Origin of the sequence: Psychrobacter fozii (genome assembly GCF_003217155.1) — a bacterium.
Classification (GTDB): Bacteria; Pseudomonadota; Gammaproteobacteria; order Pseudomonadales; family Moraxellaceae; genus Psychrobacter; species Psychrobacter fozii.
Genome location: NZ_QJSU01000012.1, coordinates 55,584 through 80,312, shown reverse-complemented (window position 1 = coordinate 80,312; position 24,729 = coordinate 55,584). Strand labels below are relative to the sequence as shown.

The window sequence follows — 24,729 nt, the reverse complement described above, 5'->3', positions numbered from 1 at the left end:
AAAAGTATGACAGCGTTAACCTCGCTTGAAGTATCAAATATACATCTACACTCGGTTGCCTTGTACTACTTTTAAATTGAATCGACTATAGTATGAATAGCAACCCTAATAAGGTTCATAGCAATCTTAATAGTTATCTTAATAACGGCCATATAAATATCGTGTCCTTTTCTGTAGCAATCATCTGAGCCGCTAGGGCGTGTCCTCAATTCAATTGATCATATCTAAACGGGCTAAAAATGGCTAAATTTTGCCAAACATCGTTAAATAGCTGGTTAATATCCCGATATTATCTGCGCTATTTTCTTTGTTTGACTGCAATTTATCTCATTTTTATCACCATTTTTAAAATGAGGACACGCCCTAGAATTACGTTATAATCCTAACCAAATAATCTATACCCCAAGTCAATAAAAGGTTGTAAGCAATGATTAATACCAAAATATATAAATCTATTTATAAATTGGCAGAAGAGTTACTAGAGGCTGACCGTATCGGTAATCAAGAAAAATTTGATGCGTTTTATGCTGAGCTAAAAGCCGTCTGTACGGATAACGAAAACACAGACAAAGATCATCCAGAGCAGTGGGAAACGCTTGCTGACTTTACAGAAGATTTGGACGAAGCGCTGGTCATTTATGACAAAGCACTAGCTAAAGCCACGGCGATCAATTCGAAAGATCATCTGTCGTCGATTGCTTTTTCTATGGCGGTGCTACAGCTTGAGACAGGTAACAAAGAAGCGGCTATTCAAAGTCTACAAAATGCCAAAATCACGGCAAATAAGATTGAAGATAAAGAATTTAAGGTTGAGATAGATGAGATGCTGACTAAGTTGTTGGGTGAGTAGTTTCACTCGAACAATTTTGATCGAGTAGTCCTGATTAAATGTACTTGATGAGATAGGACGTATTTGATATGCAAAACGTACCAGTGGTGATCGTCGGTGGCGGATTAAGCGGATTGTATGCTGCCTTCTTATTAGAACAAAAAGGCATCGACTATATGTTGATAGAGGCTCGTGATAGATTGGGCGGGCGTATCACTGTTGCCAAATCATCAGTAGCTCAGAATGCTAGCAGTCAAAGTATTAATCGTGAGAAATCAAACGATGGCTTTGATTTAGGGCCGTCGTGGTTTTGGCCAGAGTATCAGCCGCAGCTGAGCAGTCTTATTGAAACATTAAATTTGACACGTTTCGCTCAGTTCGAAGAGGGCGATATGATGGTAGAACGTGGTGCTAGTGAGCTGCCTATTCGTGCGCAAGGTTATCAGAGCTCGCCACCATCTATGCGCCTCGTGGGTGGACTGACGGCGCTAACTGATGCTTTATACGCTCGCTTGGATGCCAAGCGTATCGTAACGGGACAGACAGTAAGACGCTTAACCAAGACTGGTCATCATATTAAAATAGACAGTGAGTATGGCTCTGAACATATCAATGCTGGTCAAATAATCACTTATCAAGCGCAGCATGTATTACTTGCGCTACCACCTCGGTTGGCGGTTAGTAACATCGTATTTGAACCTGCTTTACCGCAAGATTTAGCGATAGAGTGGCGAGAAACAGCCACTTGGATGGCACCACATGCCAAGTATGTGGCAGTTTATGACTCACCATTTTGGCGAGATAACGGTCTCTCGGGTGCAGCAAGAAGTGCGATAGGGCCGCTTACTGAGATTCACGATGCCTCGTCAGAAAAGGGCGAAGGTGCGGTGTTTGGTTTCTTTGGTGTTCCCGTTAAGGTACGCCAAAGCGTTTCAGAGATGGCGCTAAAAGCACATTGCCGAGCGCAGATGGTACGTCTATTTGGCGCGCAAGCAGACAAACCAAAGGCTGAATATATCAAAGACTGGTCTCAAGATGTATTTACCGCGACGGCTGCTGATGCGAGTGGCGCAGGTCAGCATGCTGTAGCACCGCTATCAAAACCAAAGACAGGCGAGTGGCAGGACTGTCTAACAGGTTGCGGTAGTGAGTGGTCAGTGCCGTTTTCTGGCTATGTCGCTGGTGCAATCGACGCGGCAAGCAAAGCGGTACAAAGCTTATAGGATCGTTGATGAGTGAGCCTACGGAACAGCAAATATCTCGCAACAGAAACACATGGCTGATTCCTTTCGCTTGCTTGTTGACTGGCGGTGCACTCACCGGTATCTCAACCAATTTGGCGAAATATGCAGGCGACATAGGTTTGACGCCATTAGCCTTTCTGTTTTGGTCTATCACTGGTGCGGCCTTCATTTTATCAATTGTTGCACTAGTAAGGCATGAGTCCCCGCCGTTTAGCACGCGTAGCTTTGAGTACTATTTTATCGCGGCACTGGTCAGCGTTGCAGGTTCCAATTTATTGCTGTTTTCTGCTATCCCTCATGTCGGGGCAGGTTTCGTTGCGCTGACTATCTCGCTACCACCACTTCTTACCTACCTCGGGGCACTGGCCCTACGCATAGAGACATTCAATGTCATCCGTGCTTCTGGCGTGGCTACCGCACTGTTGGGGGCTGGGGTATTGGCTGTGCATAAATTCTCTGCGCCAGATGCCAGTATTTTTTGGATATTAATCGCGCTTTGCGGTCCTGTCTTACTCGCCATTGGCAATATATATCGCACACTACGTTGGCCTGATAAGGCATCTCCTAGCGCACTCGCTCCAGGTATGCTGATCGCGGCGGCTCTGTTGCTGATGCTCTTTAGTACTTTATCTGACTTTTCTATCGACATACCACGAGAACGGCTGTTGCCATTAGGTTTAATCGCTGTCCAATCTTGTGTGTTTGCTGGTCAGTTTTTGTTGTTATTTCTGCTACAAAAAACAGGTGGGCCAGTGCTATTGAGCTTGTTAGGATCGGTAGGGGCAATTGTCGGTGTACCTGTCGCTATATTTTTGCAAGGAGAGCAGCCACCAGAAGGCTTATTCTTAGGGGCTACATTAATAGCCATTGGCGTAGCTCTAGTGACATGGGGTGGAGTGAAAATAGCGAGGGTAGCCAAAGAGGATGTTTAGCAAATAGCTATCAAACTGAAAATCTATTAAATACGCGATGTCCTTGCGAGTATCCTTTCATGTTGCTTTCACAATTAGTGTCTATTCTGGCTCAATAATTGGTTACGATTAACTTAAATCACTTTTTGTAGATACGATAAAAAAGGAGTATAAGTATCGTGGTTATTGTTGTCATGGACTCAGGCTATGAATGCAGCCACGCGTTATCGATTATTAAACAATTTTACGATTCTCATTAGTGTCATCGGAGTAGCGATTGCTCTATTCGATAGTGGTTTTACACTACCGACGTGGCTACAGCAAGTGTTCCATATTTTTTATCTAGTGATTATCTTTTTAAGTTTTATAGTGACTGCTGGTCGCTATATCTACACAGAAAAGCCGCTAACTTTTAACAAAGTTGCTGTCTTTGACGCACTGACCAGCATCGCAATTATCATTCTATTAACCGCGCATTTCACAGACCTAGTGCGCTCGGGATTGTCCGCTGCGGTTGATGGATTTGTTGCAATCAAAATAGCCGTGTTCGTCACCTTTATCCGCGAACTCTCTGATCATAATTTTAATCTCAATCGTACCTTTCTGCACCCCGCACAGTTTTTTATTCTGAGCTTTTTAGTAGTGATATTGGTTGGCGCGCTACTACTAATGATGCCCAATGCGACGACGCAACCGTTGTCTTTTGTTGATGCACTCTTTACGGCGACCAGTGCGGTTTGTGTGACGGGGCTTATCGTTGTCGATACGGCGACCTATTTTACGACTTTCGGCCAAGTCATCATCATGGGGCTGATACAAATCGGCGGCTTGGGTATTCTGACCTTTGTGACGTATTTTAGCTACTTTTTTAAGGGCGGCGTCAGCTATGAGACGCAAGCAAGTATCAGCGAGATGTCTTACATGCGCGGTATGGGTAATGTGGTCTCGACACTCAAATCTATCTTGTACGTCACCTTTGCTGTCGAGGCAGTGGCGGCGGCTCTGATTTATATTAGCATCTACGACATCCCTGATATGAGTTGGTCTGAGCAATTATTCTTTTCTGTCTTTCATGCGATTTCTGCTTTTTGTAATGCGGGGTTTTCTACCTTTAGTGCGGGCTTGTATGACGAGTCGCTCCGTTTTAATTATCCACTACAGCTTATCATTGCCATGACATTTATCTTTGGTGGTATGGGTTTCACCATCGTCGTCAATGTACTGAGATATTTGCGTCATCGTGCTCAGCGGCTGATATATCGTCATGACCAGCGCTACATTTATCAGCCTTGGTTGCTCAATATTAATAGCCGTATTACTTTGATTACCACAGGTGCATTATTGCTGGTTGGTCTGATCGGCGTGATGATATTTGAATACAATAACGTGCTCGCTGAGCATACCAGCTTCTTTGGAAAGCTAGTGACTGGCTTCTTTACTGCTGCTACTCCGCGTACCGCAGGATTCAATGTCATCGATATGGGTACGCTCACGTTTCCGACCGTGATGCTGACGATATTTTTGATGTGGATTGGTGCCTCGCCAAACTCGACAGGTGGTGGTATTAAAACCAGTACCTTTGCGATTGCGCTATTGAATACGTTGAGTCTGGCACGTGGGCAGACCAAGATAGAGATATTCAAACGAGAGATTGCTGAGATTTCCGTACGCCGCGCATTTTCTATTATGTGGCTGTCGCTACTCGTCATCGGTACGGGCGTAACGCTCATTAGTTATGATCAGCCAGAGCTGGATTTGATTAAAGTGGTGTTTGAGTGTTTCTCAGCTTATAGCACGGTGGGGCTAAGCTTGAATCTAACAGCAGGCTTATCAGATTTCAGTAAAATCGTGGTTTCGGTCATTATGTTCGTTGGGCGAGTTAGTATGCTGACGATATTTATTGCGCTGCTCAAAAATATGCGCCAACGCAATTATCGCTATCCCACTGAAGAGATTACGATTAACTAATTCATAAAAAACAAACGGGTTCGCTTTTAAAAAATAGCAAAAAATACTAGAAGAAGGTCATAAAGATTATGAGATATATCATCGTAGGTCTAGGGAATTTTGGTGCATCGCTGGGTTCGGCGTTGACCAGTCAAGGCCATGAAGTGATTGCCATTGATAGTAGTATGCAAAGGGTAGAAGCCTATAAAGAAGTCATCTCTCATACTCTCTGTATGGATGCCACCGACGAGTATGCTGTTAGTGGATTACCAATCGCTGATACTGATATTGTTATCGTAGCCATTGGGGAAGACCAAGGTGCGAACGTCATGGCAACGGCACTGTTTAAAACCTTAAAAGCCAAACGTTTAATCAGCCGTAGTATCAACCCGCTGCACGAAAAAGTCTTACAAGCTATCGGTGTAGATGATTTGATTCACCCTGAAAAAGAAGCAGCCAATCGCTGGGCCAAACGACTGTCGCTACGTTACTTTGTCGATTCGTTTGAGTTGAGCGATAACTTCAGTATGGTAGAGATTAAGATTCCAAACGTTCTAATCGGTAACACTGTTGATGAGTTACAGTTGGAGCAAAGGTTCAATATCCGATTGCTTAGTACCATGCGCTATGAGTATTATGAAGACAGCTTTGGTCGTACGCAGAGTAAGCCTAGTATTCAAGGTTTGGCGATGCCTGAGCAGGTATTGCAAGAGCGAGATGTATTGGTTATTTATGGTGCCAATAAACACATCAACCAGTTCTTACGTAGTGTGGGTGTAAAAATAAAGGTGTAAAAATAAAGGTGTAAAAATCAAATAACGGTTTGCCAATCGCAGTGATGCTGAGGCCACAGGGGAATTATTATGAATAAGCGCAGAGTCTCCGTTCTATTGATCGCTGTAATGGCACTGCTGTCAGGCTGTGATGAGTCCGCACAAGACCCGAACGTCCTTCTATCCGAGCATCAAAAAGATCCGATTGAAGCATTAGAGATTACCTCAGACGTGGATCACAGTCAGTTCGGTTATAAGCAAACCTTTTACGTGCCGATTTATTCTGATATCTATACCGATAGAGACGCTCGCAAAGTGCTACTGTCGGCGACGCTGAGCGTGCGTAATACGACGTTCAAAAAATCACTGTATATCAATAAAATTGATTATTACGATACGGATGGGGCACTGGTAAAGTCATATCTAAACAAACCCATCGAGCTACCAGCGATGGCCACGCTCAATTATATCGTCGAAAAAGAAGAGAACAAAGGTGGCTCAGGTGCCAACTTTATTATCGAAGTCGAAGGCATAGATGAAACGGTTAAACCAGTTATCGAAGCCGTTATGATTGGTAACTTTAGCAATAAAGGATTTGCCTTTAGTACGGAAGGCACGCCAGTGATACATTGATATGTGAACAGAGGGTGCGTGATTTAAATTACTAAAAAAGTGAAGACTCTTTTACTTTGTTACCTAAAAAAACTGTAGAAATATATCAGGCAAAACAACAAGGACCATTCAATTCAAGGAAGAATTATGTCTGCAACCAAAGAAGAAATCAGTGCCTTTATGGCATTGGAGTTTCCACAAACCAAATGTGTCGTCGAGGCAGTCAGTGAAAAGGGCGCGATTTTATCGCACGATATTGGTATAGATGAGCTGCGCCCTGGTGGCACAGTCTCTGGCCCCGTCATGATGGCCGTGGCTGATGTCGCCATCTATGTGGCGATACTCGGAAGAATCGGCATCGTCCCACTGACAGTAACGACAAGTCTGACCATCAACTTTTTGCGAAAGCCATCAGCAGATGCTCGTATTATCGCCGAATGTACCTTGATGAAAGTAGGGCGTACGCTGATAGTAGGTGAGGTGTCTCTTTATTCAGAAGGCTCTGATGATGTCGTGGCTCACGTAGTTGGCACGTATTCTGTACCGCCCAAAAGTATTTAGCCCTTTTCATAGCAACCTATTACTTAAGAAACATATCACTCAAAAAATAGGTGCTCTTCCAATATTTGGATACTAGGGCGTGTCCCCGTTTTTAACCCATTTAGATGACTATCGATTGAATTGAGGATACGCCCTAACCACTTATCACGTCTAAGAGGTTTTTAGTCATGCAGTATATCGGTGTTGTGTTTTTCAAGATCTCTAAACTGCTTACTTTCTCTAATTAACGTTGAAAATTTTGATTTATTACTAAAAGCTGTGAGATGTTCGTTCTCTCTCTTCAAATTGCCTTCTTTGGATAACGCTTTTTTAATCAATGCTGTTTCGGTGCTAGACGTGGTTTCAGATAACTCTGTCTGAAAAAACTCTGAGCCCAGTGGCAATATAGCAACTGCAGAAGTCACCGGCATGATGGTCGATCCAAATACGGCTAAGCCCAGTAGTAACTGTTGATTGGTACGAGTCAGTTTGTATTTCATGATAAAACTCCTTTTACACAGAAAATAGGCTACTACATTGCTAGCAGGATATAGCGTAACCAGTATTAGAGCGTGATATTGGATATCTGTTAAAGATACCTAATATCACAGTCGAGATTTTTTACTTAATTAAGACTTATGATTTTTGTCGTATTTACTGTCTTTCGATTTATGGTCAGATGTTACGTTTTTAGACTTGCTAGGTTGTTGTTGTGCTGTAGATTTTTTTGGCGTGACAGCTTTTGTGTTTACAGACTGCTTTTTATTATTGGTCTGGCCAGTCTTTTTGACGACTTTAGCCGCTGGTTGCTGCTTGGCTGTCTGCTGCGTTACTGCTTTATTTTTATGTGCACTGTCATTATCTTTATGGTTTTGTACTTGGGTGCTGTATTTTGATGAGTCGTGTAGCGCCGCGTTGGCTGATCCCATCATAGCAACGCAAGTAGAGGTTGCTAGCATTAGGCTTATTATTAGTTTTTTCATTATTGTTATTTCCTATTGTGGTACAGCACAGTGGTAACGCGTTACACGTTCGATAGAAGAGATGATAAACGATTGCAATGTTACGTATATTTATGAAACTTGAAGAAAGGTAACGATTGTCATTAAGTATTGTTTACACATGCCATATGGCATTTATATGAACATGCACTAAAACCATTCTTTTTATATATAAAAGCACCTCACTGGAGCAGTAAGTTGTATCAAAACAGTGCTTTTTCTACTCAAATTAAGCGATAAGACGGATTTTTCTGTGGCATAAAACTTGCGCTACCTTAGATGCAAAACATTGTTGTTATGTTTCATTTATCAAGGGTATATTCTATGTTTAAAAATACAGTTCTTTCATTATTCGTTCTCAGTGCACTAGGCGTATCGGCAGCTCAGGCAGAAGACTTTACTGTGCTTAAGCAGATGTCAGATAAACCCACGCAGCTAACAAATGGCGAATACAAAGGGAATTATTACGTACCTTCGACTCTAGATACGATAACGTGGGGGTATTTGCCGAACAAAGATGCCAAACCTATTATGTCCGTGACCTCTGGTAGCGTGGTAACGTTTGATACAGTCTCACATGAAGGCTTGCTCGAAGATCAGGGGCGTGATGCCGCCAAATACTTTAAGTCTAAAGGGGTCAAAGATGAATTCATCTTGGATGAAGCAAAGAAAATCACGCAATCCAAATTAGATCATGACTTTGATAAAGATGGCCCGCATATTGTGACAGGACCGATTGAGATTAAAGGCGCACAACCGGGCGATATTTTAAAAGTAGAAGTCATCAAAGTTGAGCCGCGAGTGCCTTATGGCGTTATCTCTAATCGCCATGGTAAAGGTGCTTTAGCAGGAGAGTTCCCGAAAATTCCAAAACAAGCCAATGCTTCCGCTGCTCATCCTGAGCGTTATGGCAATGTGTCCGTGTTTACCCCGATAGAAAAAAATGCCAAAGGCGACTATGAGGGTGTGCTAAAGACCGACTCTGGCAAATCTATCCGTTTTCCACTTGAGCCTTTTATGGGTTTGATGGGCGTCGCAGCCAATACCTCAGATAAAGTACACTCTGTGCCACCTGCTATGTATGGCGGCAACATCGATATCAATGAATTGGGTGCAGGTTCAACCGTTTACTACCCTGTACAAGTTGCTGGCGCGTTGTTTTACACGGGTGACAGTCACTTTGCACAAGGCGATGGTGAGGTTGCGTTAACGGCACTTGAAGCCTCTGCGCGTGCCACGTTCAAATTTACCTTATTAAAAGCTGGCAAGGATAAAATCCCTGGTAAAGAAATTGTTCAACCTTTAGCAGAAAATGCGGAGTTTTGGATCACGCCAGGGCTAGATGAAGATTTGGATGAAGCGATGAAAAAGTCGACTCGTGAAGCCATCCGCTTTTTAAATCAAGAGTACGATATTGATGAAGCGACCGCTTATGCTTACCTCAGTGCTGCTACAGATTTTGAAGTATCACAGGTCGTGGATAAAACCAAAGGCATCCACGCTAAAATTCGTAAAGCAGATTTTAAAGAGTTCGATAAGTAATTTAATAAATGACAGTAAAGTTATCATCAGCTAGTTAGAACCCTTCTAGTTAGAGCCCTTGAAGGCAGCATGATAGCTCTCAAGGGTTTCTAATTGAGTGATTAACAAGCAGTACAAAGTCCAAGTTACTGGTTATTTGTTGACTACAAATCAAGCTAATACATTCACAGACGGGCATTTCGCCCAAAGTTGTGACAGTTAGGTTTCTCAATACGTGTAGATAGGCTAATATACTGTCTTTAGAAAAACAACAAAGCCACATCTATATCTGGTTATACAAAATAAGCCACTTTGAGTGGCTTATTTGTTTTTCTAAAAACTACTATCAGTTTGCGTATTTAAGCGTGGCTACTGTGATATGAGAATAGCAATAGTCTGCATCAGTTTTACATGGTTTTTATCAATAAATAATCTCAAAGGAGAGAGTCAATGTCAGTTTCAATGTCGGTTAATGACGCATTACTGGACGAAGTCAAACAATGGCGTAAACAGATTCATAGCCAACCTGAGCTAGGGTTTAAAGAATTCAAAACCTCGTCATTTATCGTTGATAAGTTACAGTCTTTTGGAATTGAGGTTCATCAAGGATTGGGTGGTACTGGCGTTGTCGGCACATTAAAAAACGGCACAGGACCTACCATTGGCATAAGAGCCGATATCGATGCTTTGCCCATTGAAGAGCAAAACGACGTTGAGCATAAGTCTACGCATGCAAACTGTATGCATGCCTGTGGCCATGATGGTCATACTTCAGTGTTGCTAGGTACGGCTAAGTATCTGAGTGAAAATAAGAATTTTAGCGGTACTATTCACCTAATCTTTCAACCTGCCGAAGAAGTCTTGGGCGGTGCTAAAGCCATGATCGATGATGGCTTATTTGATAAGTTCCCAATGGATGCTGTTTATGGGCTACATAACTGGCCGGGTCTGCCTGTGGGTCAAATCGCCGTGAATGATGGTCCGATGATGGCGTCTTTTGATACGTTTGAAATCACCCTAACTGGTAAAGGCACGCATGCTGCCATGCCGCATTTAGGCGCTGATCCTATTGCAGCGGGTGCCGCACTTATTACGAACATTCAGTCGATTATCTCGCGCCGCATATCACCATTGCAGTCAGGCGTCATCAGTGTCACGCAGATGAATAGTGGGGACACGACCAATGTCATTCCTGATGTAGCAATTCTAAAGGGTACGGTACGTAGTTTTGATATGGATGTACGCCAGTCTCTACAGAGTTTGCTCACAGAAATGGTGACGACATTGCCACCGTTATATGGCGTCACAGGCGAGATGGATTATCATATCCGTTATCCAGTGACCACCAATGACAGTCAGGCTTATCTTGAAATAAAAGAAGCTGCTACCAAAGCATTGGGTGCTGACAAGGTAAACACGGACGTAGAACCATCAATGGCTTCTGAAGATTTCTCATTCATGAGCCAAGTCGTGAAAGGCGCTTATTTTTGGTTGGGCGTTGATGGCAGTACGCCGTCCAAACCTTTGCACAATGCAGCCTATGATTTCAATGACGATGCTATTGAAACTGGTATAAAGGTTTGGGTGTCTCTAGTTGAGTCTGAATTACCGAAAATATCTGCATAAGAAAAACTTTATAAAAACTCTTGATGGACAGTTGCTTCATAAAAAGCGTCTTCGTAAGAAGCTTCTTTATAAAAAGCTTCTTCATAAAAAGTCGCTTCGAAACTTGAACGATTAAAATATACAGTAATCATATACAAAGAGAATTGATATGAATAATAATAGCGTGTTGTCACCGACAATGACAAAGCACCTACTGGATTGGAAGCTGCATTTATTGGTCATTGCTGTGTCATTACTGGCAGAATGGATCGGTATTATTAAGATTCCTATCGGCATTGGTATTTTGGTATTACTACCTCTACTTTATGCTTTTATCTTTGCAATTCTACTCAACCCAAACGTCATTCCTTCTATGAAGGCGGTCATAACCAAAAAACGCGCCAAGTTTGCCAGTTATGCAATTTTATTAAGCATCATGCCTTTCATTGCAAAGTTCGGTGTGGGGGTTGGTCCTAATATCGAACAGATCATAGCGGCAGGTCCTGCGTTGCTATTACAAGAGCTGGGTAATGTAGCGACTGTACTGATTGCATTACCGGTTGCAGTATTAGTCTTTGGTATGGGAAGAGAGGCTATCGGTGCAACACACTCGGTTGCTCGTGAGCCTAATGTGGCGTTGATTGCTGATAAATATGGTCTTCAAAGCGCCGAAGGTATCGGTGTGATGGGCGTCTATGTAATGGGTACTTTGTTTGGTGCCATTTACTTTTCATTGATGGCAGGCATCATTGCCTCTATGGACATCATGGATGTTCGAGCGCTTGCCATGGCTTGTGGTATCGGTAGTGGTAGTATGATGGGTGCGTGTTCAGCTGCGTTGGCAGAGACAGTGCCGGATCAAGCTGAAACAATTACAGCATTTGCCGCGACGTCTAACTTATTGACCTATGCCACTGGACTATTCGTTAGCTTATTTGTCGCGCTACCTTTCACAGAGTTTTTATATAAGTTCGTTAGCAAATTTAAAAAGAACACTGCAGACGCTACTACCGACACAGATTTCGGTGCGGTTATGGAAGAGCCTGCCGTATTGTCGATGGGACAGACATTCATCTTGCTAGCCATGATATGTGTGGTACTGCTACTCAGTAACTGGGTAGGGCAAGGCGTTGATCCAATCGATGGATTACCTGCCATGCTGATTCTGTTTGCTTGCTGTGTGGTCGGTATATTACTCAAACGAGTCATCCCTTTCAACGTGCCTGCTATCGCATGGATATCGATTGTGGCTATCCTTATATCCTTGCCACAGTTTCCGTTTAACGCCTATGTGTTGGAAGAAACTGCGAAAATGGGTGTATTACAATTACTGACACCTGTGCTTGCGTACGCTGGTTTTGCTATCTCGCAAATGGAAGTGGATTTATTCAAAAAATCTGGATTTAAGATTGCAGTGGTTGCGATACTGACCTTTACAGGCACGTTCATCGGTTCGGCTATGATTGCACAAGTGATGCTGTAGTAAGTGCTTACTTTGAGCTCTGATATTGAACCGACTGTAGATTAATCGTTCAAACTAAAAAACCCGAGGATTTAATGAACTTAAATCTTCGGGTTTCTGTTAAATGGATCATGGAAGTGTTTTTGCAATAATTTTGGTAGGAATGTAGGAGCCTTTTTCTAGAAAAAATTATTAAATCGTCTAGTCTTTAGTATTATCAGGACTCATCGTTGCCACCAAGTCTGTAAACTTCTCTCCCTGAACTGACACGTGCTCTTTAATCAAACGCTCAGCCAAATCTTCATCAGAATTGATAACGGCATCCACGATGCTTTGATGTTCCTCAAAAGAGTGCTGCATTCGATTGTTTACTCGCAACTGTAGTCGTCTATAAGGGTGCAGTCGGTTATGTAAGTTACTGGCTTGCTCTATCAGAAAACTGTTATGACTGAGTTGATACAGGAAAAAATGGAATTTTCTATTTGCTTCATAATAGCTTTCTGTATTCCCTTCCATCAAATACGCTTTACATTCATTATGCAGCGCCAATAGCTCAACTTTCTCTTCCTCATTAATTCTTCGAGCAGCCAACCGTCCACACATACCTTCAAGATAGGCCATCACCTCAAACATCTCAAACAGCGTCACGATATTTAGTGTAGGGATAATTGCGCCTCTACGAGGGCGGATTTCTACCAAACCTTCAGATGCTAAAAGCTTTAGAGCCTCACGGATAGGTGTTCTGGATACCTCATATTTTTCACAAAGTTTTGCCTCATCAAGTTTAGTACCAGGTGGAAGACGACCGTAAATAATTTCATCTTCTATCTTTTTACTAACTTGTACAGATAAAGGTAAGTCGTCAATTAAACTCATAAATACTCCATTTGTATACAATAAGTGATTTAATAAATACAATATGGTTGCACTTTCAAACCAACTGTATTAGATTATATCAAACAAGTGGGTGGTAGGTGGTAGATCCTTACAAAGGTTTTGAGCTTTATCAAGGCTGATATTCTTTGTGAAGGGGAGGGGGTAGATAGGGAAAGTCAAAGAACCTCAAAAAGTATTACCAAACGACAGTTACCCGTACTTGGTTCTCTATCTGGTTGTTATCAATTGAGGTTTTTATTTTATACAGTCCGTGTATCAAGTTAGATACTACTAAAGCGGCTGTCATTTACATCCAAGGAAGGTTTTTATGATCATATATGGTACTGCTTTGCTAGCAGTTTGTTATCTACTCGGGGTGTTCCTCGGTGGGCTATTGGGACAAATACTAGGTGTCGATGCCAACGTCGGCGGTGTAGCAATCGCAATGATTCTATTAATTATCGGTAAAGAGCTGCTTGCCAAAAAAGGTATGCTGCCGAAATCTACGCAGTTTGGAGTTTTGTATTGGGCAGGAATGTATATTCCTATTGTAGTTGCAATGGCGGCCAAGCAAAACGTAGTCGCTGCACTATCTGGTGGAATGGTAGCAGCCGTTGTTTCTGTTATTGCGCTGACTGCGACCGTGTTCGTTGTACGTTGGCTTAATAACATGGCCAACGATTACGACACATTCACATGGGACGATGATAAAGAGGTAGTTGTCGAATAACTCTTATCTATAAATGAGAGTTATTAATAATATACGAAAATCTACGCAACTAATTAAAGCGCGAAATGGAGTAATTAAATGGACTTAATTATACAGACGCTCACTAAAAACGCCTTCGTCACTGCTATTGCAGTAACAGGTCTGGTGATGCTTTTCTCTCAAATATTATCTAAATATCTAACTAGAGGCAAACTACAGTCATCTGCTATTGCTATCACCCTCGGTTTGATTGCTGCTTACTTTGCAGGTCTATATACAACTGGTAGCAAAGGTATTTCTGATATTGAAATTTTCTCTGGATTCACCCTCTTAGGCGGAGCGATGCTTCGAGATCTTGCTATCTCATCGACTGCATTTGAGGTAGATGTCAAAGAACTAAAACGTGCTGGAAAAATTGGCATGATTGCCTTGTTATTAGGCTGCGTTATCCCGTTCGTGGTAGGCGCTGGTGTTGCATGGACATTAGGTTATAGAGACGCTATTTCTATGACGACTATTGGTGCGGGTGCGATGACCTATATTGTGGGTCCAATTACAGGTACTGCTGTTGGCGCAAGCTCCGATGTGATTGCCTTGTCTATTGCGATTGGTTTAATCAAAGCCGTATTTTTTATGATTTCAACGCCATTGCTTGCTAAGTTCATGCAACTTAAAAGTCCTCGTTCAGCCATGATTTTCGGCGGCTTAGTGGGTACGACGAGTGGTGTAGCAGCTGGGCTGGCAGGTACAGATGTAAGATTAGTTCCCTATGGCGCATTAGTGGCTACGTTCTACACAGGGCTAGGGTGTTTATTAGGGCCATCTATATTTTTCCTAACTTTAAATGCCATATTTTAATAAGTAGATAAAGGAAGTTTTATGAAAACGAATATCGAAGAAAAAACATGGGATATACAAAAAAAGCGACGGGCTACAAAGCTGAATGAAGCGAAGAATAAAGGCTTGGAAAAACTGGTACCGAGCAATAGAGCTATTGAATTGCTGGAAACGGTACTGGTCCCTGAAGATAAAGTCTGTATAGAAGGTAACAACCAAAAACAAGCTGATTTCTTATCGGAGTGTTTGTCTCAGTGCAACAATGAAGTGCTGAATGATTTGCACATATTACAGTCGGTTTTAGCACTTCCGAGTCATATCGATATCTTTGAAAAAGGTATTGCGAGTAAGGTCGACTTTTCCTTTTCTGGTCCACAAGCATTAAGACTGGCAAAGCTGGTTCAGCAACAAAAAATTCAAATTGGCTCCATCCATACCTATTTAGAGTTATATGGTAGATATTTCATCGATTTAATACCAAACGTGTGCTTGATCACGGCACATTCTGCAGATGCCGAAGGTAACCTGTATACGGGCCCAAATACCGAAGATACGCCAGCAATTGTAGAAGCCACAGCATTCAAAAGCGGTATTGTCATTGCACAAGTGAATGAGCTAGTAGATAACGTACCACGCGTTGATATTCCTGCGGACTGGGTGGACTTTTTCATTGTGGCACCTAAGCCCAACTATATAGAGCCTTTGTTTACCCGTGACCCTGCTCAAATTACCGAAGTACAGATACTGATGGCAATGATGGTCATAAAAGGCATCTATGCACCTTATCAAATTAAACGCCTGAATCATGGTATCGGCTTTAATACGGCTGCCATTGAATTGCTGTTACCTACTTACGGAGCAGAGTTGAACCTTAAAGGTAAAATTTGTACTAATTGGGCGCTCAATCCTCATCCTACTATGATTCCAGCGATAGAAAGCGGGTTTGTCGATAGTATTCATAGCTTTGGCTCAGAAGTAGGGATGGACGAATACATTCAAAGTCGCCCTGATGTGTTTTTTACGGGCAAAGACGGCAGTATGAGATCCAACCGTGCTTTTAGTCAAACGGCAGGTTTGTATGCTTGTGATTTATTTATAGGGGCAACTTTACAGATTGATTTACAAGGTAATAGCTCGACAGCGACGGTAGATCGCATTGCAGGTTTTGGCGGGGCTCCCAATATGGGGTCAGATCCACATGGACGTAGACATTCTAGCTATGCATATCTCAAAGCAGGTCAAGAAGCGACAGACGGACGCGTGGTAAAAGGTCGGAAGCTAGTGGTGCAAATGGTAGAAACTTACCGTGAGCATATGGATTCTGTCTTTGTTGAAGAGCTTGATGCATGGCAACTACAAGAAAAAATGGGAAGTGATTTTCCACCCATCATGATCTATGGCGATGATGTCACGCATATCGTGACTGAAGAAGGGATTGCAAACTTACTATTGTGTCGTACTCCAGAAGAGAGAGAGCAAGCGATTCGCGGCGTAGCGGGTTACACACCTATCGGTATGCAACGAGATCATGAAAAAGTCAAAGAATTAAGACAGCGTGGGATTATCCAAAGACCAGAAGATATTGGCGTAGATGCTTCAAAAGCGACGAGAGATCTATTGGCCGCCAAATCTGTCAAAGATTTAGTGAAGTGGTCCAATGGTACTTACTCTCCACCAAGTCGTTTCAGAAACTGGTAAAAATAATACTAAGGATATAACTATGAATGTACTTAATTTCGACTTCATTTCACAGCCCATCGAAAATATCAAAAAAGAAGTTATTTGCGGTGTGGTTGGTTCAGGCAATTTAGAAGTATTAGTAACACCGCTAGCGAATAATGAAAGTAGTAAATTCATTATTGATACGTCAGTCGCAGGCTTTGATCATATTTGGGAGACTGTGTTGCAGGATTTCTCTAGTCGTTATGCAGTAGGCGGATTGGAGTTTAAGGTCAATGATATGGGCGCGACTCCCGCAGTAGTGAGTCTACGCTTAAGCCAAGCGATTAATATCTTAGAGGAAGAATCACATGGATAATTCAAATATTCAACAAAGCTTTTATGAAAAGACGGCACGTAATCGAATCGCCAGTATTGTTGATAAGAACAGTTTTCAAGAAGTTCTTAAACCCGGTAGCATCCCTGTGAGTCCTAATCTTGCCTCGTTAGATATCGTAGGCAGTTTCGATGATGGTGTCATTATTGGGCAGGCAAAAATTCAAGATGAGCCAATATACATGATTGCTCAAGAAGGCAAATTCATGGGTGGTGCTGTAGGGGAAATACATGGGGCAAAAATTGTCGGCATGTTACTCAAAGCTATTCAAGAAAAGCCCAAAGCCATCATCTTTTTGGTTGATTCAGGTGGTGTTCGCCTTCACGAGGCAAATGCTGGTTTGATTACGATTTCTGAGATTATGCGTGCGATGTTAAAGGTTCGCAATGTGGGCATTCCTATTATTACCGTCATCGGTGGTACGAATGGTGCCTTCGGTGGTATGGGTATATGTGCGTGTCTAAGTACACATGTCATTATGACAGAGGAGGGGCGTCTGGCTCTTTCAGGCCCTGAAGTGATTGAAACCATTAAAGGTGTAGAAGAGTTTGATTCTAAAGACAGAGCTTTAGTATGGCGAGTGACAGGTGGTAAGACACGTTATTTGCTCAATCATGTCGAATTTTTGGTAGAAGATGATGTAACTGATATTACTCAAGGGATTGTTGAGGCTCTGCAGCAACCTGCTATTGATTTGGACTTAGCGTATTTACAGCAACAGCAAGCCTCATTGCAAAGCCAATATGATAAATGGTTTGGTGAAAAAGACAGCATACCAATTTGGCAGTCGATGAATATAGACAACCCTGAATCTATTTCCATGCTTAGCGCTCAACAGATTAGAGCTATTAAAAAAGGATAATATCATGCAAACGAAAACAATTTTAGAAGCGTTGTTTCCTAACGAGCTTGAGTATCACATTGAGCATTCAATGATACGAGGTAGTGCAGAGACCAAAATGGGCAAGGTTGAAATCATTGGTACCGTTGATTCCGCCGCTATGAACCAACTGATTGCAATGACGCTTGCCAATGAGATATTAGATGTCATAGCACAAGGTAAAAAAACGCCTATCGTATTTATCGTAGACACGATGGGACAAGACTCATCGAGAGCTGACGAGTTGTTATGTCTCAATAGAACGTTTGCTCATCTGGCATCTTGTGTTGATCTGCTCAAACGCAGCGGTCATCCAAATTTAGCCATCGTTTTGGGTGAGGCGGTCAGTGGTGGGTTCTTATCTTATGGTCTCATGGCAAATCAAGTATTTGCCATGCAATCAAGCCAAGTGAAAGTGATGGATTTAAATGCGATGTCGAGGGTGACTAAGATACCGTTAGATAAGTTGAAGTCATTATCACAGACATCAGCCATTTTTGCCCCAGGTGTAGAGAACTACTATGCAATGGGCGCCGTTAATGATATCTGGAAAGCGCTTGATGAACATTTGGTCGAAAACGCTCTTGAATCCCAACTGACACATATTGATGATTTTCTTATAGATAATCGCCGGCAAGTGGCAGAAGAAAGAAAAGGGCGTTTGTTATGCAATGATATTGTTCAGTCGGTTTTGACCGCTTAATATTAAACAGGTCTTTATAGAGGTGAGATGTATGCAACGTCATGATTTAGTTTACTTACAGCGCCATGAGCCATATGACTTTATGAATGCATCTCTACCTTTATCGGTGACCATGGCTGTTAGTAAGATGATTGAGTCTCAACAACCACTGACAGCTTGTAGACAAGATATAAGCGATGTCATCAAGGTTGCGACCAGTTATATAGAGGACGGTCGTAAATATCGATTGGCACTAACGCTATCTACAACTCCTGACGTTATCAAGCCACCTTTAGCGCTTGAGGCTTTAATACCTCAGTTACCGAAAGCGATTCAAAAACCTACTCAACAATTTATCGAACGCTGTGCTGATTTAAATTGTGATGTGCGTGTCTATGGCTCCTTTGCCAATCAATACTTTACGGGCTTGCCTTTTGTGAAACCAACATCAGATTTGGATATTTTAATCGTTGCACACAGTAATGATATTTCACAAATACTATTAGAAGTGGAAGTCTTTAATCTGCTTGCAAAATCTACTGTGGGTTTAAAGTTAGATGGGGAGATAAGATTACATGGATGTAACGACGTATCTTTTAATGAGCTAATCTACGCCATTATGTTTGATGTCCCAACCGTTTTAGTAAAAACCCTTTGTGATATCAAACTTCAAAAAATAGACGTATTACTAGGATGGAATACTGATGAATTTGAACACTTTATTAGATCGAACAAACAAGCCTTTATTGCCCACACAGGCAGTCTGGCAACAGATTGATGAATTAGCATGTGAAGCTTTATATGATGAATTAAGTTTGGAGAATAAACCAGGATTGGTCTGTCCGTCTAGCAATGGCAGCCACACAGATATGAACCACCTTACCTTTATTAATAGTATCAACTCTTTGAAAGGGTATTTTTCCACGTTGAGTCAGTTTGGCCATGATGACAGACCATTCGATGACTTAAAAAATATGGGAATTTACCAAGAAGCAAAAATGAGAGAGGCGACCAAAAATATTAATACTCATAAGGGTGCAATATTTAATTTAGGTTTTGTCTGTGCAGCGATTGGTAGATGTATACAAGCAGAAATACCACTAACCGCTAAAAATATCTGTGAGCAATTGGTGGATCGGTGGCAGTTTGATTTAACGACTCGTCTACAGCGTGAGCCAGATAGCCACGGTCAAAAAATGTTTAAGAAGTACGGCATAACTGGTGCTATTGAGATGGTTTCTAATGGCTTTGAGATTATTTTAACTGACGTTTTGCCATGCTTCTATGACACTATCTATAGCACTCGAGATTTTGAAAAAGCCAGCATGCAGTCATTAATGACACTGATATCCGTATTGTCAGATACTAATATCGTGTGGCGAGGCGGGATAAAAGACTTAGAAAATGCGCAAGTGTTAGCGAAGCAGTTTTTGCAAGCAGGGGGCGTACATCAATCAGATTGGCGCCAAAAAGTAAGTAATATCAATCAGTATTTTATTCATAATAACCTCAGCCCAGGTGGCAGTGCTGATCTATTGGCCGTCACGATATTTTTTTATAAGGTGGAAAATGAATTTAATTATCCTATTTAGTGGGCAAGGTCTACAAAGCCAAAAGCACGTGGATGAAATACTGGCCTATGCCTCGGAGCATGAGCAATCCGTTCTAAGCGCTATTGCACCAGAGTTATTCGATGAAAATTCTGATAGTGATAAGTTGTTTGATAACAAAGTTGCACAACCGTTTATTTATGCTTTGCAATACTATCGATGGCATCAGCTACGTCAATTGATTGCAGCACCAACGGCTTTTGCTGGGTATTCTTTGGGAGAGGCAAGTGCCTTTTGTTGTAGTAGCCAGCTCACATTTGAGGACGGGTTAGATTTAGTTAGTCAAAGAGCCAACCTCATGCAGCAAGAAGTGACAGAGTCTAGCGGGTTATTAGCAATCAAAGGTGTGCCTGATAGTAAGCTGGATCAATTGCTTGAAGAGAGTAAAACCTATCTATCTATCAAGATTAATAGAGACCAATTCATTATAGGGGGTCACAAAAAAAATCTTGAACAGGCTATACAAATTGCCCAGACATTAGGTGCGCAAAATGTACAACTGCTAAATGTATCAGTGCCGTCACATACGGTAATGATGCAGGGTGCGTCGGCGAAGTTCCGTAAATATACATACTCATTAGCTTTATCCGCTATGACAACACCGATTATTAGTGCAATCGAAGGCATAAGGTACAGTGAGACAAATCAAGGTTTAGATATCTTGTCACGTCAAATAGATCATGCATTAGATTGGTACTGCTGTATAGAAAGTATTGAAGAATACCAGCCGAGCATGGTGATAGAGATAGGTCCGGGAAATGCTTTGTCCAGAATGGTAAATAACTTGCTACCGCATGTGCCTTGTAGGAGTTGGGATGATTTTCGTAACTTAGATGGATTAAAAGACTGGATAGAAAGAAATCGTTAATGTGCTAGCCGTAAATTTTAGAATACAGAGCCAGATATCTGGTTTTTAGAATATTGTTAATAAAGCTATCAGATCAAAGTAAATCTTAATGATTTACTTTGACCATAATCAAAAGGTAGGATCTCGATGTTATATGTGTGGTTTATTATTGCAGGGGCATTCGCAGGCGTTAGCGCTGGCTTGTTTGGTGTGGGCGGCGGCATGATTATTGTCCCAGTACTCGTATGGATTTTTACGGCGTATAATTTTCCTCCTGAAGTTATTACTCATCTAGCGATTGGTACTTCTCTTGCGACGATTGTTGTGACCTCTATCAGCTCACTAACGGCTCATAATAAACGTGGCGGTATACGCTGGGAGGTCTGGCGTCATATGGCCTTGGGTCTAGTTATTGGCAGTCTGGTTGGCGCAGGCATTGCTGATATGATTGAAGGTCAGATGCTACAAATTATTATTGGTATTGGTGCATTACTAATGGCGCTAAAAATGTTGTTCTTCTCTAATCAAGAGTCAGTAGAGAAGCCATTACCACCTGCTAGTGTACAGTTTGGGGCGGGTACCGGTATTGGTATGGCATCGTCTATTTTTGGTATTGGCGGTGGTAGTTTGACCGTTCCATTTTTAAATTGGGCAGGCTTGCCAATGAAGCAGTCAGTTGGGACTTCCGCTGCCTGTGGTTTACCGATTGCTTTAGCTGGTGCGGTAGGCTTTGCATGGTTTGGTCAAGACGTGGCCAACCTTCCTGAAGGTACGATAGGCTTTGTGCATATTAGTGGCTTCTTATGTATTTCGGTGGCGAGCTTTGCGATGGCAAAAGTTGGTGCCAAGCTTGCCCATGTATTGCCAGCTTTGATGCTTAAGCGTGCCTTTGGCCTATTATTGTTAGTCGCAGGTGGTCAATTACTGCTGAGTGGTATTGGCATATTGTAGGTGGTTTATAAGCCAACTCTTAAGACAATAAGAATCATAGCAATGGATTAAGCATTTATATAGGCTATCCATTAAAAGCCAATTTAATAAGTAAAAGTATAGTAGACAGCTCAATTAGGAAAACTGACAAGAATTTTTCTATTATTAAAAAATGTGAATGGCGTTTCAATCACATAGACCAAAAAAGCCATTCACATCAATCAAGCAGAGATGAAATTATTACTAAGATATCTATTTGAGGTATTGCCAAAGCTCTTACCTTTGTTAAATACCCTAACAACCTGGACCAACCTTCATCCTCACGTTGCGCTAATATATCAGCAGTTTTGGCTAAGAACTTACTACCGCTTTATACTAATCGAGGCTTCTTTTTTAGCTTCATATTTGCCAATAACAAGCCAGACAAGATCAATATCATTGCTAGCATCTTCCACCATGTCACTACTTCCCCTGTGAGTAACACGGATGTTGTCATACCGAATACGGGCACTAATAAAGCAAACGGCATCACCTTAGAGGCCGCATTTTGGCTAAGCAGATGTGCCCACAGTCCAAAACCAATCAAGGTTGAGATATACACGATAAACCCAAGCGATAACCATGACTTGAGCGATGCGTCTGTGAACGTCGCCAACTGCCATGCGTCAGTCTCAAATATGAGAGAAGACAGCGTCAAGATTACACAAGCAATTAGACCGCCCCACACCACTAGTGCTAGCGCAGATAATGCAGAAGCTTTGTTTTTACCAGTGGTAGGCGAGATGTTAGACACGCTTGATTCCTGCTGCGCGGACTTTAAGGTTGCTTGAGCCGATGCTTGCTTTGATGCGATATTGCCAAAACTCCAGCCTATTGCTGCAATCAAGATACAGACAAACCCAGCCAAAGGCATATCGCCACCAAGGTTTAGCGCAATCACTCCCAATCCTAGTATGCCAACTATCATACCTATGATTTGCATGCGATTTACTGCCTCACCCAGCATGATATATGCTAGCAGTACGGTGATAAAAATTTGAATTTGTAGCAATAGCGCCGTCAATCCTGCCGACGCACCCAAATGCATAGCAGTAAATACAAAAGCATATTGCATGACAAACGTACCGATGGCATAGATAAATAACGTACGGTTGAATTTAGGCGGCTTAAGAAAAAAAACCAGTGGTATAGCGGTAAAGAAAAAACGTAGGGCCGTGAGCATCAGTGGAGGAAAGCTGTCGAGCCCCCACGCAATAAAGGTAAAGTTCACACCCCAAATAAAGGTAACCAGTACAGCTAATGCAGTATATAAAGGGGTCATATAATTGGCCTAAAAAATGATGACTGGTTATTAGAATTATATTCGAGAATATATCATCAGCCATTCTATCACTAGGAACATTGGCAAATTAGCTAAGCGTAAAAATATAACGCATAGGCTTATTTTCAAATATTAAATTTATTTATCTCTCATTTATTGAGGAATTGTCGTGTGCGCGACAAACTTCTAAGTGCTGTTATGAAATTATGGTCTGTAGGAAAGGGACGTCGTCAACGACAAGCCTTAACTTATCACTAAATAAATTAATCAGGGATGAATGATGAATAGTAATAAAAATGCTTATGGTACCGATACGCTTGATCCAAAAATCAGATCGCGTTTTATTGATAACAACAATGGTCTAAATGTTCATATTTTAGAAGCAGGGTTTGAAGAAGCGGAGTCTGAGAAAGGAAGCCGACCAGTTGTGCTGCTTTTGCATGGTCATCCAGAGCTGGCCTATAGCTGGCGCAAGCAGCTGGTGCCTTTGGCTGACCAAGGCTTTCATGTGATTGCGCCTGACTTACGCGGTAGTGGAAGAACGACAGGGTGGGAGACAGGTTTCGACTGTAATCTTGACCAGTTTAGTTTATACAATAATGTGCAAGACATGATTGGGCTGGTATATGCATTAGGCTATAAATCAGTCGCTGCCGTTGCGGGCCATGACTTTGGTTCTCCTGCGGCAGCGCTATGTAGTTTTATCCGTCCTGATATTTTCAAGTCTCTAATCATCATGAGTACGCCTTGGCCAGGCACGCCGCAATTTCCATTTAATTCAGCCAATCTACCAAAAGATGCCACAAACTATGATCCAACCTTGACCAAAAGTATGGAAGAGCAGCTTGGCTCTTTAGTACCACCCCGCAAACACTATCAAATGTACTTTGCCTCACCTCATGCTAACGATGAAATTATGAATGCACCTCAGGGAATTCATGATTTTATGCGGGCATACAATCATGCCAAGAGTGGCGATTGGCAAGAGAACAATCCGCACAATCTACAAGCTAAAACGCTTGAGGAGTTTTCTAAAATTCCAAAATACTATGTGATGGATCTGGATAAAAGTATGCCTGAGCAAGTCATGGAGTTTATGCCAACCCAAGCACAAATAGATGCCTGTGAATGGTTACCCGATAACGAGCTAAAAGTGTTCTCTGATGAATTCACCCGCACGCAATTCCAAGGCACTATGAATTCTTATCGCTGTGCCACCAATCCAAAATATTTCCATGCGATAAAAACCTTCAGCGGTAAATCTATCGATGTGCCCGTGGTATTTATAGCAGGCGAAAAAGACTGGGGGCCGTATCAGAGCTATGGCAACTTTGAAGCGATGAAGGCGAGTATCGCGCAGCTAGAGATTCACTTTGTAAAAGGCGCAGGACACTGGGTGCAACAAGAGCAGCCTGATGCGGTGAATGACATCATGATTGAATTTCTCAAAGATAAAAAATAACAGCGCAAATACTTGGCATTGCGGTTCATTATTTGAATCTGCAATGCTCACTACGTGGCTGATTTTAAATATGG

General features: G+C 42.0%; 25 protein-coding genes. 21 read left to right on the top strand and 4 right to left on the bottom strand.

Features of this window, described 5'->3' with window-relative positions; genetic code table 11:
* Nucleotides 1-427: 427 nt before the first annotated feature.
* From DFP82_RS13730 to DFP82_RS13700, 7 genes are all read left to right on the top strand, one after another.
* Nucleotides 428-850: a tetratricopeptide repeat protein gene (locus DFP82_RS13730; RefSeq protein WP_110924290.1), complete on the top strand. Its 423-nt coding sequence runs from the start codon at nucleotides 428-430 to the stop codon at nucleotides 848-850.
* Nucleotides 851-918: 68 nt separating this feature from the next.
* Nucleotides 919-2,052: a flavin monoamine oxidase family protein gene (locus DFP82_RS13725; protein ID WP_110924289.1), complete on the top strand. Its 1,134-nt coding sequence runs from the start codon at nucleotides 919-921 to the stop codon at nucleotides 2,050-2,052.
* A gap of 8 nt (nucleotides 2,053-2,060) precedes the next feature.
* Nucleotides 2,061-3,005, top strand: a complete 945-nt coding sequence (locus DFP82_RS13720; protein WP_110924288.1) for a DMT family transporter — start codon at nucleotides 2,061-2,063, stop codon at nucleotides 3,003-3,005.
* Between the two features lie 186 nt (nucleotides 3,006-3,191).
* Entirely contained in the window at nucleotides 3,192-4,952 is a 1,761-nt protein-coding gene (locus tag DFP82_RS13715; protein ID WP_110924287.1) for a potassium transporter TrkG, read from the top strand.
* 68 nt (nucleotides 4,953-5,020) lie between these two features.
* The gene (locus DFP82_RS13710; RefSeq protein ID WP_110924286.1) at nucleotides 5,021-5,725 is read left to right on the top strand and encodes a potassium channel family protein; all 705 of its coding nucleotides are present in this window, start codon (nucleotides 5,021-5,023) and stop codon (nucleotides 5,723-5,725) included.
* A gap of 69 nt (nucleotides 5,726-5,794) precedes the next feature.
* Nucleotides 5,795-6,337 carry a DUF3124 domain-containing protein gene (locus DFP82_RS13705; RefSeq protein ID WP_110924285.1) on the top strand — a complete coding sequence of 181 codons (543 nt, stop codon included), beginning with the start codon at nucleotides 5,795-5,797 and terminating at the stop codon, nucleotides 6,335-6,337.
* Between the two features lie 126 nt (nucleotides 6,338-6,463).
* Complete coding sequence (locus tag DFP82_RS13700; protein ID WP_110924284.1) at nucleotides 6,464-6,877, top strand: PaaI family thioesterase; 414 nt, start codon at nucleotides 6,464-6,466, stop codon at nucleotides 6,875-6,877.
* A gap of 161 nt (nucleotides 6,878-7,038) precedes the next feature.
* On the opposite strand, the gene DFP82_RS13695 is transcribed toward DFP82_RS13700, so the two are convergent.
* Together DFP82_RS13695 and DFP82_RS13690 are read right to left on the bottom strand one after the other, a co-directional pair.
* Nucleotides 7,039-7,356 (bottom strand): hypothetical protein, encoded by a 318-nt coding sequence (locus tag DFP82_RS13695; RefSeq protein WP_110924283.1) that lies wholly within the window; start codon nucleotides 7,354-7,356, stop codon nucleotides 7,039-7,041.
* Nucleotides 7,357-7,485: 129 nt separating this feature from the next.
* On the bottom strand, nucleotides 7,486-7,839 hold the full coding sequence (locus DFP82_RS13690; RefSeq protein ID WP_146221343.1) for a hypothetical protein: 354 nt from the start codon (nucleotides 7,837-7,839) through the stop codon (nucleotides 7,486-7,488).
* Nucleotides 7,840-8,181: 342 nt separating this feature from the next.
* Here DFP82_RS13690 and DFP82_RS13685 point away from each other — a divergent pair, with 342 nt between their 5' ends.
* The 3 genes from DFP82_RS13685 (at nucleotide 8,182) to DFP82_RS13675 (ending at nucleotide 12,466) form a co-directional block, all read left to right on the top strand.
* Nucleotides 8,182-9,399 (top strand): acetamidase/formamidase family protein, encoded by a 1,218-nt coding sequence (locus DFP82_RS13685; RefSeq protein WP_110924281.1) that lies wholly within the window; start codon nucleotides 8,182-8,184, stop codon nucleotides 9,397-9,399.
* Between the two features lie 429 nt (nucleotides 9,400-9,828).
* Nucleotides 9,829-11,004 (top strand): M20 aminoacylase family protein, encoded by a 1,176-nt coding sequence (locus DFP82_RS13680; protein WP_245905733.1) that lies wholly within the window; start codon nucleotides 9,829-9,831, stop codon nucleotides 11,002-11,004.
* A 148-nt stretch (nucleotides 11,005-11,152) separates the two neighbouring features.
* The gene (locus tag DFP82_RS13675; protein ID WP_110924280.1) at nucleotides 11,153-12,466 is read left to right on the top strand and encodes a DUF3100 domain-containing protein; all 1,314 of its coding nucleotides are present in this window, start codon (nucleotides 11,153-11,155) and stop codon (nucleotides 12,464-12,466) included.
* Nucleotides 12,467-12,646: 180 nt separating this feature from the next.
* Here the strand turns inward: DFP82_RS13675 and DFP82_RS13670 are convergent, their stop codons facing one another.
* On the bottom strand, nucleotides 12,647-13,321 hold the full coding sequence (locus DFP82_RS13670; RefSeq protein ID WP_110924279.1) for a GntR family transcriptional regulator: 675 nt from the start codon (nucleotides 13,319-13,321) through the stop codon (nucleotides 12,647-12,649).
* 328 nt (nucleotides 13,322-13,649) lie between these two features.
* On the opposite strand from DFP82_RS13670, the gene madL reads away from it, so the two are divergent.
* From madL to DFP82_RS13620, 10 genes are all read left to right on the top strand, one after another.
* A complete protein-coding gene (gene madL, locus DFP82_RS13665) occupies nucleotides 13,650-14,051 on the top strand; it encodes a malonate transporter subunit MadL (RefSeq protein WP_110924278.1) in 402 nt (133 codons plus the stop codon).
* Between the two features lie 78 nt (nucleotides 14,052-14,129).
* Nucleotides 14,130-14,888, top strand: a complete 759-nt coding sequence (gene madM, locus DFP82_RS13660; RefSeq protein WP_110924277.1) for a malonate transporter subunit MadM — start codon at nucleotides 14,130-14,132, stop codon at nucleotides 14,886-14,888.
* Nucleotides 14,889-14,909: 21 nt separating this feature from the next.
* Nucleotides 14,910-16,565 carry a malonate decarboxylase subunit alpha gene (gene mdcA / locus DFP82_RS13655; RefSeq protein ID WP_110924276.1) on the top strand — a complete coding sequence of 552 codons (1,656 nt, stop codon included), beginning with the start codon at nucleotides 14,910-14,912 and terminating at the stop codon, nucleotides 16,563-16,565.
* Nucleotides 16,566-16,587: 22 nt separating this feature from the next.
* Nucleotides 16,588-16,905, top strand: a complete 318-nt coding sequence (gene mdcC / locus DFP82_RS13650; protein WP_110924275.1) for a malonate decarboxylase acyl carrier protein — start codon at nucleotides 16,588-16,590, stop codon at nucleotides 16,903-16,905.
* Nucleotides 16,898-17,785 carry a biotin-independent malonate decarboxylase subunit beta gene (locus DFP82_RS13645; RefSeq protein WP_110924274.1) on the top strand — a complete coding sequence of 296 codons (888 nt, stop codon included), beginning with the start codon at nucleotides 16,898-16,900 and terminating at the stop codon, nucleotides 17,783-17,785. The genes mdcC and DFP82_RS13645 overlap by 8 nt, the downstream gene beginning before the upstream one ends.
* Before the next feature lie 4 nt (nucleotides 17,786-17,789).
* Complete coding sequence (mdcE, locus tag DFP82_RS13640) at nucleotides 17,790-18,506, top strand: biotin-independent malonate decarboxylase subunit gamma (protein WP_110924273.1); 717 nt, start codon at nucleotides 17,790-17,792, stop codon at nucleotides 18,504-18,506.
* 31 nt (nucleotides 18,507-18,537) lie between these two features.
* The gene (mdcG, locus tag DFP82_RS13635; protein ID WP_110924272.1) at nucleotides 18,538-19,263 is read left to right on the top strand and encodes a malonate decarboxylase holo-[acyl-carrier-protein] synthase; all 726 of its coding nucleotides are present in this window, start codon (nucleotides 18,538-18,540) and stop codon (nucleotides 19,261-19,263) included.
* Nucleotides 19,190-20,077, top strand: coding sequence for a triphosphoribosyl-dephospho-CoA synthase MdcB (gene mdcB, locus DFP82_RS13630; RefSeq protein WP_110924271.1), 888 nt, complete (start codon nucleotides 19,190-19,192; stop codon nucleotides 20,075-20,077). The genes mdcG and mdcB overlap by 74 nt, the downstream gene beginning before the upstream one ends.
* The gene (mdcH, locus tag DFP82_RS13625) at nucleotides 20,055-20,963 is read left to right on the top strand and encodes a malonate decarboxylase subunit epsilon (protein ID WP_110924270.1); all 909 of its coding nucleotides are present in this window, start codon (nucleotides 20,055-20,057) and stop codon (nucleotides 20,961-20,963) included. The genes mdcB and mdcH overlap by 23 nt, the downstream gene beginning before the upstream one ends.
* 126 nt (nucleotides 20,964-21,089) lie before the next feature.
* Entirely contained in the window at nucleotides 21,090-21,893 is an 804-nt protein-coding gene (locus DFP82_RS13620; RefSeq protein WP_110924269.1) for a sulfite exporter TauE/SafE family protein, read from the top strand.
* A gap of 349 nt (nucleotides 21,894-22,242) precedes the next feature.
* Here the strand turns inward: DFP82_RS13620 and DFP82_RS13615 are convergent, their stop codons facing one another.
* Nucleotides 22,243-23,193 carry an EamA family transporter gene (locus tag DFP82_RS13615; RefSeq protein ID WP_110924268.1) on the bottom strand — a complete coding sequence of 317 codons (951 nt, stop codon included), beginning with the start codon at nucleotides 23,191-23,193 and terminating at the stop codon, nucleotides 22,243-22,245.
* 280 nt (nucleotides 23,194-23,473) lie between these two features.
* Here DFP82_RS13615 and DFP82_RS13610 point away from each other — a divergent pair, with 280 nt between their 5' ends.
* On the top strand, nucleotides 23,474-24,655 hold the full coding sequence (locus tag DFP82_RS13610) for an alpha/beta fold hydrolase (protein ID WP_110924267.1): 1,182 nt from the start codon (nucleotides 23,474-23,476) through the stop codon (nucleotides 24,653-24,655).
* The last annotated feature ends 74 nt before the right edge of the window (nucleotides 24,656-24,729 follow it).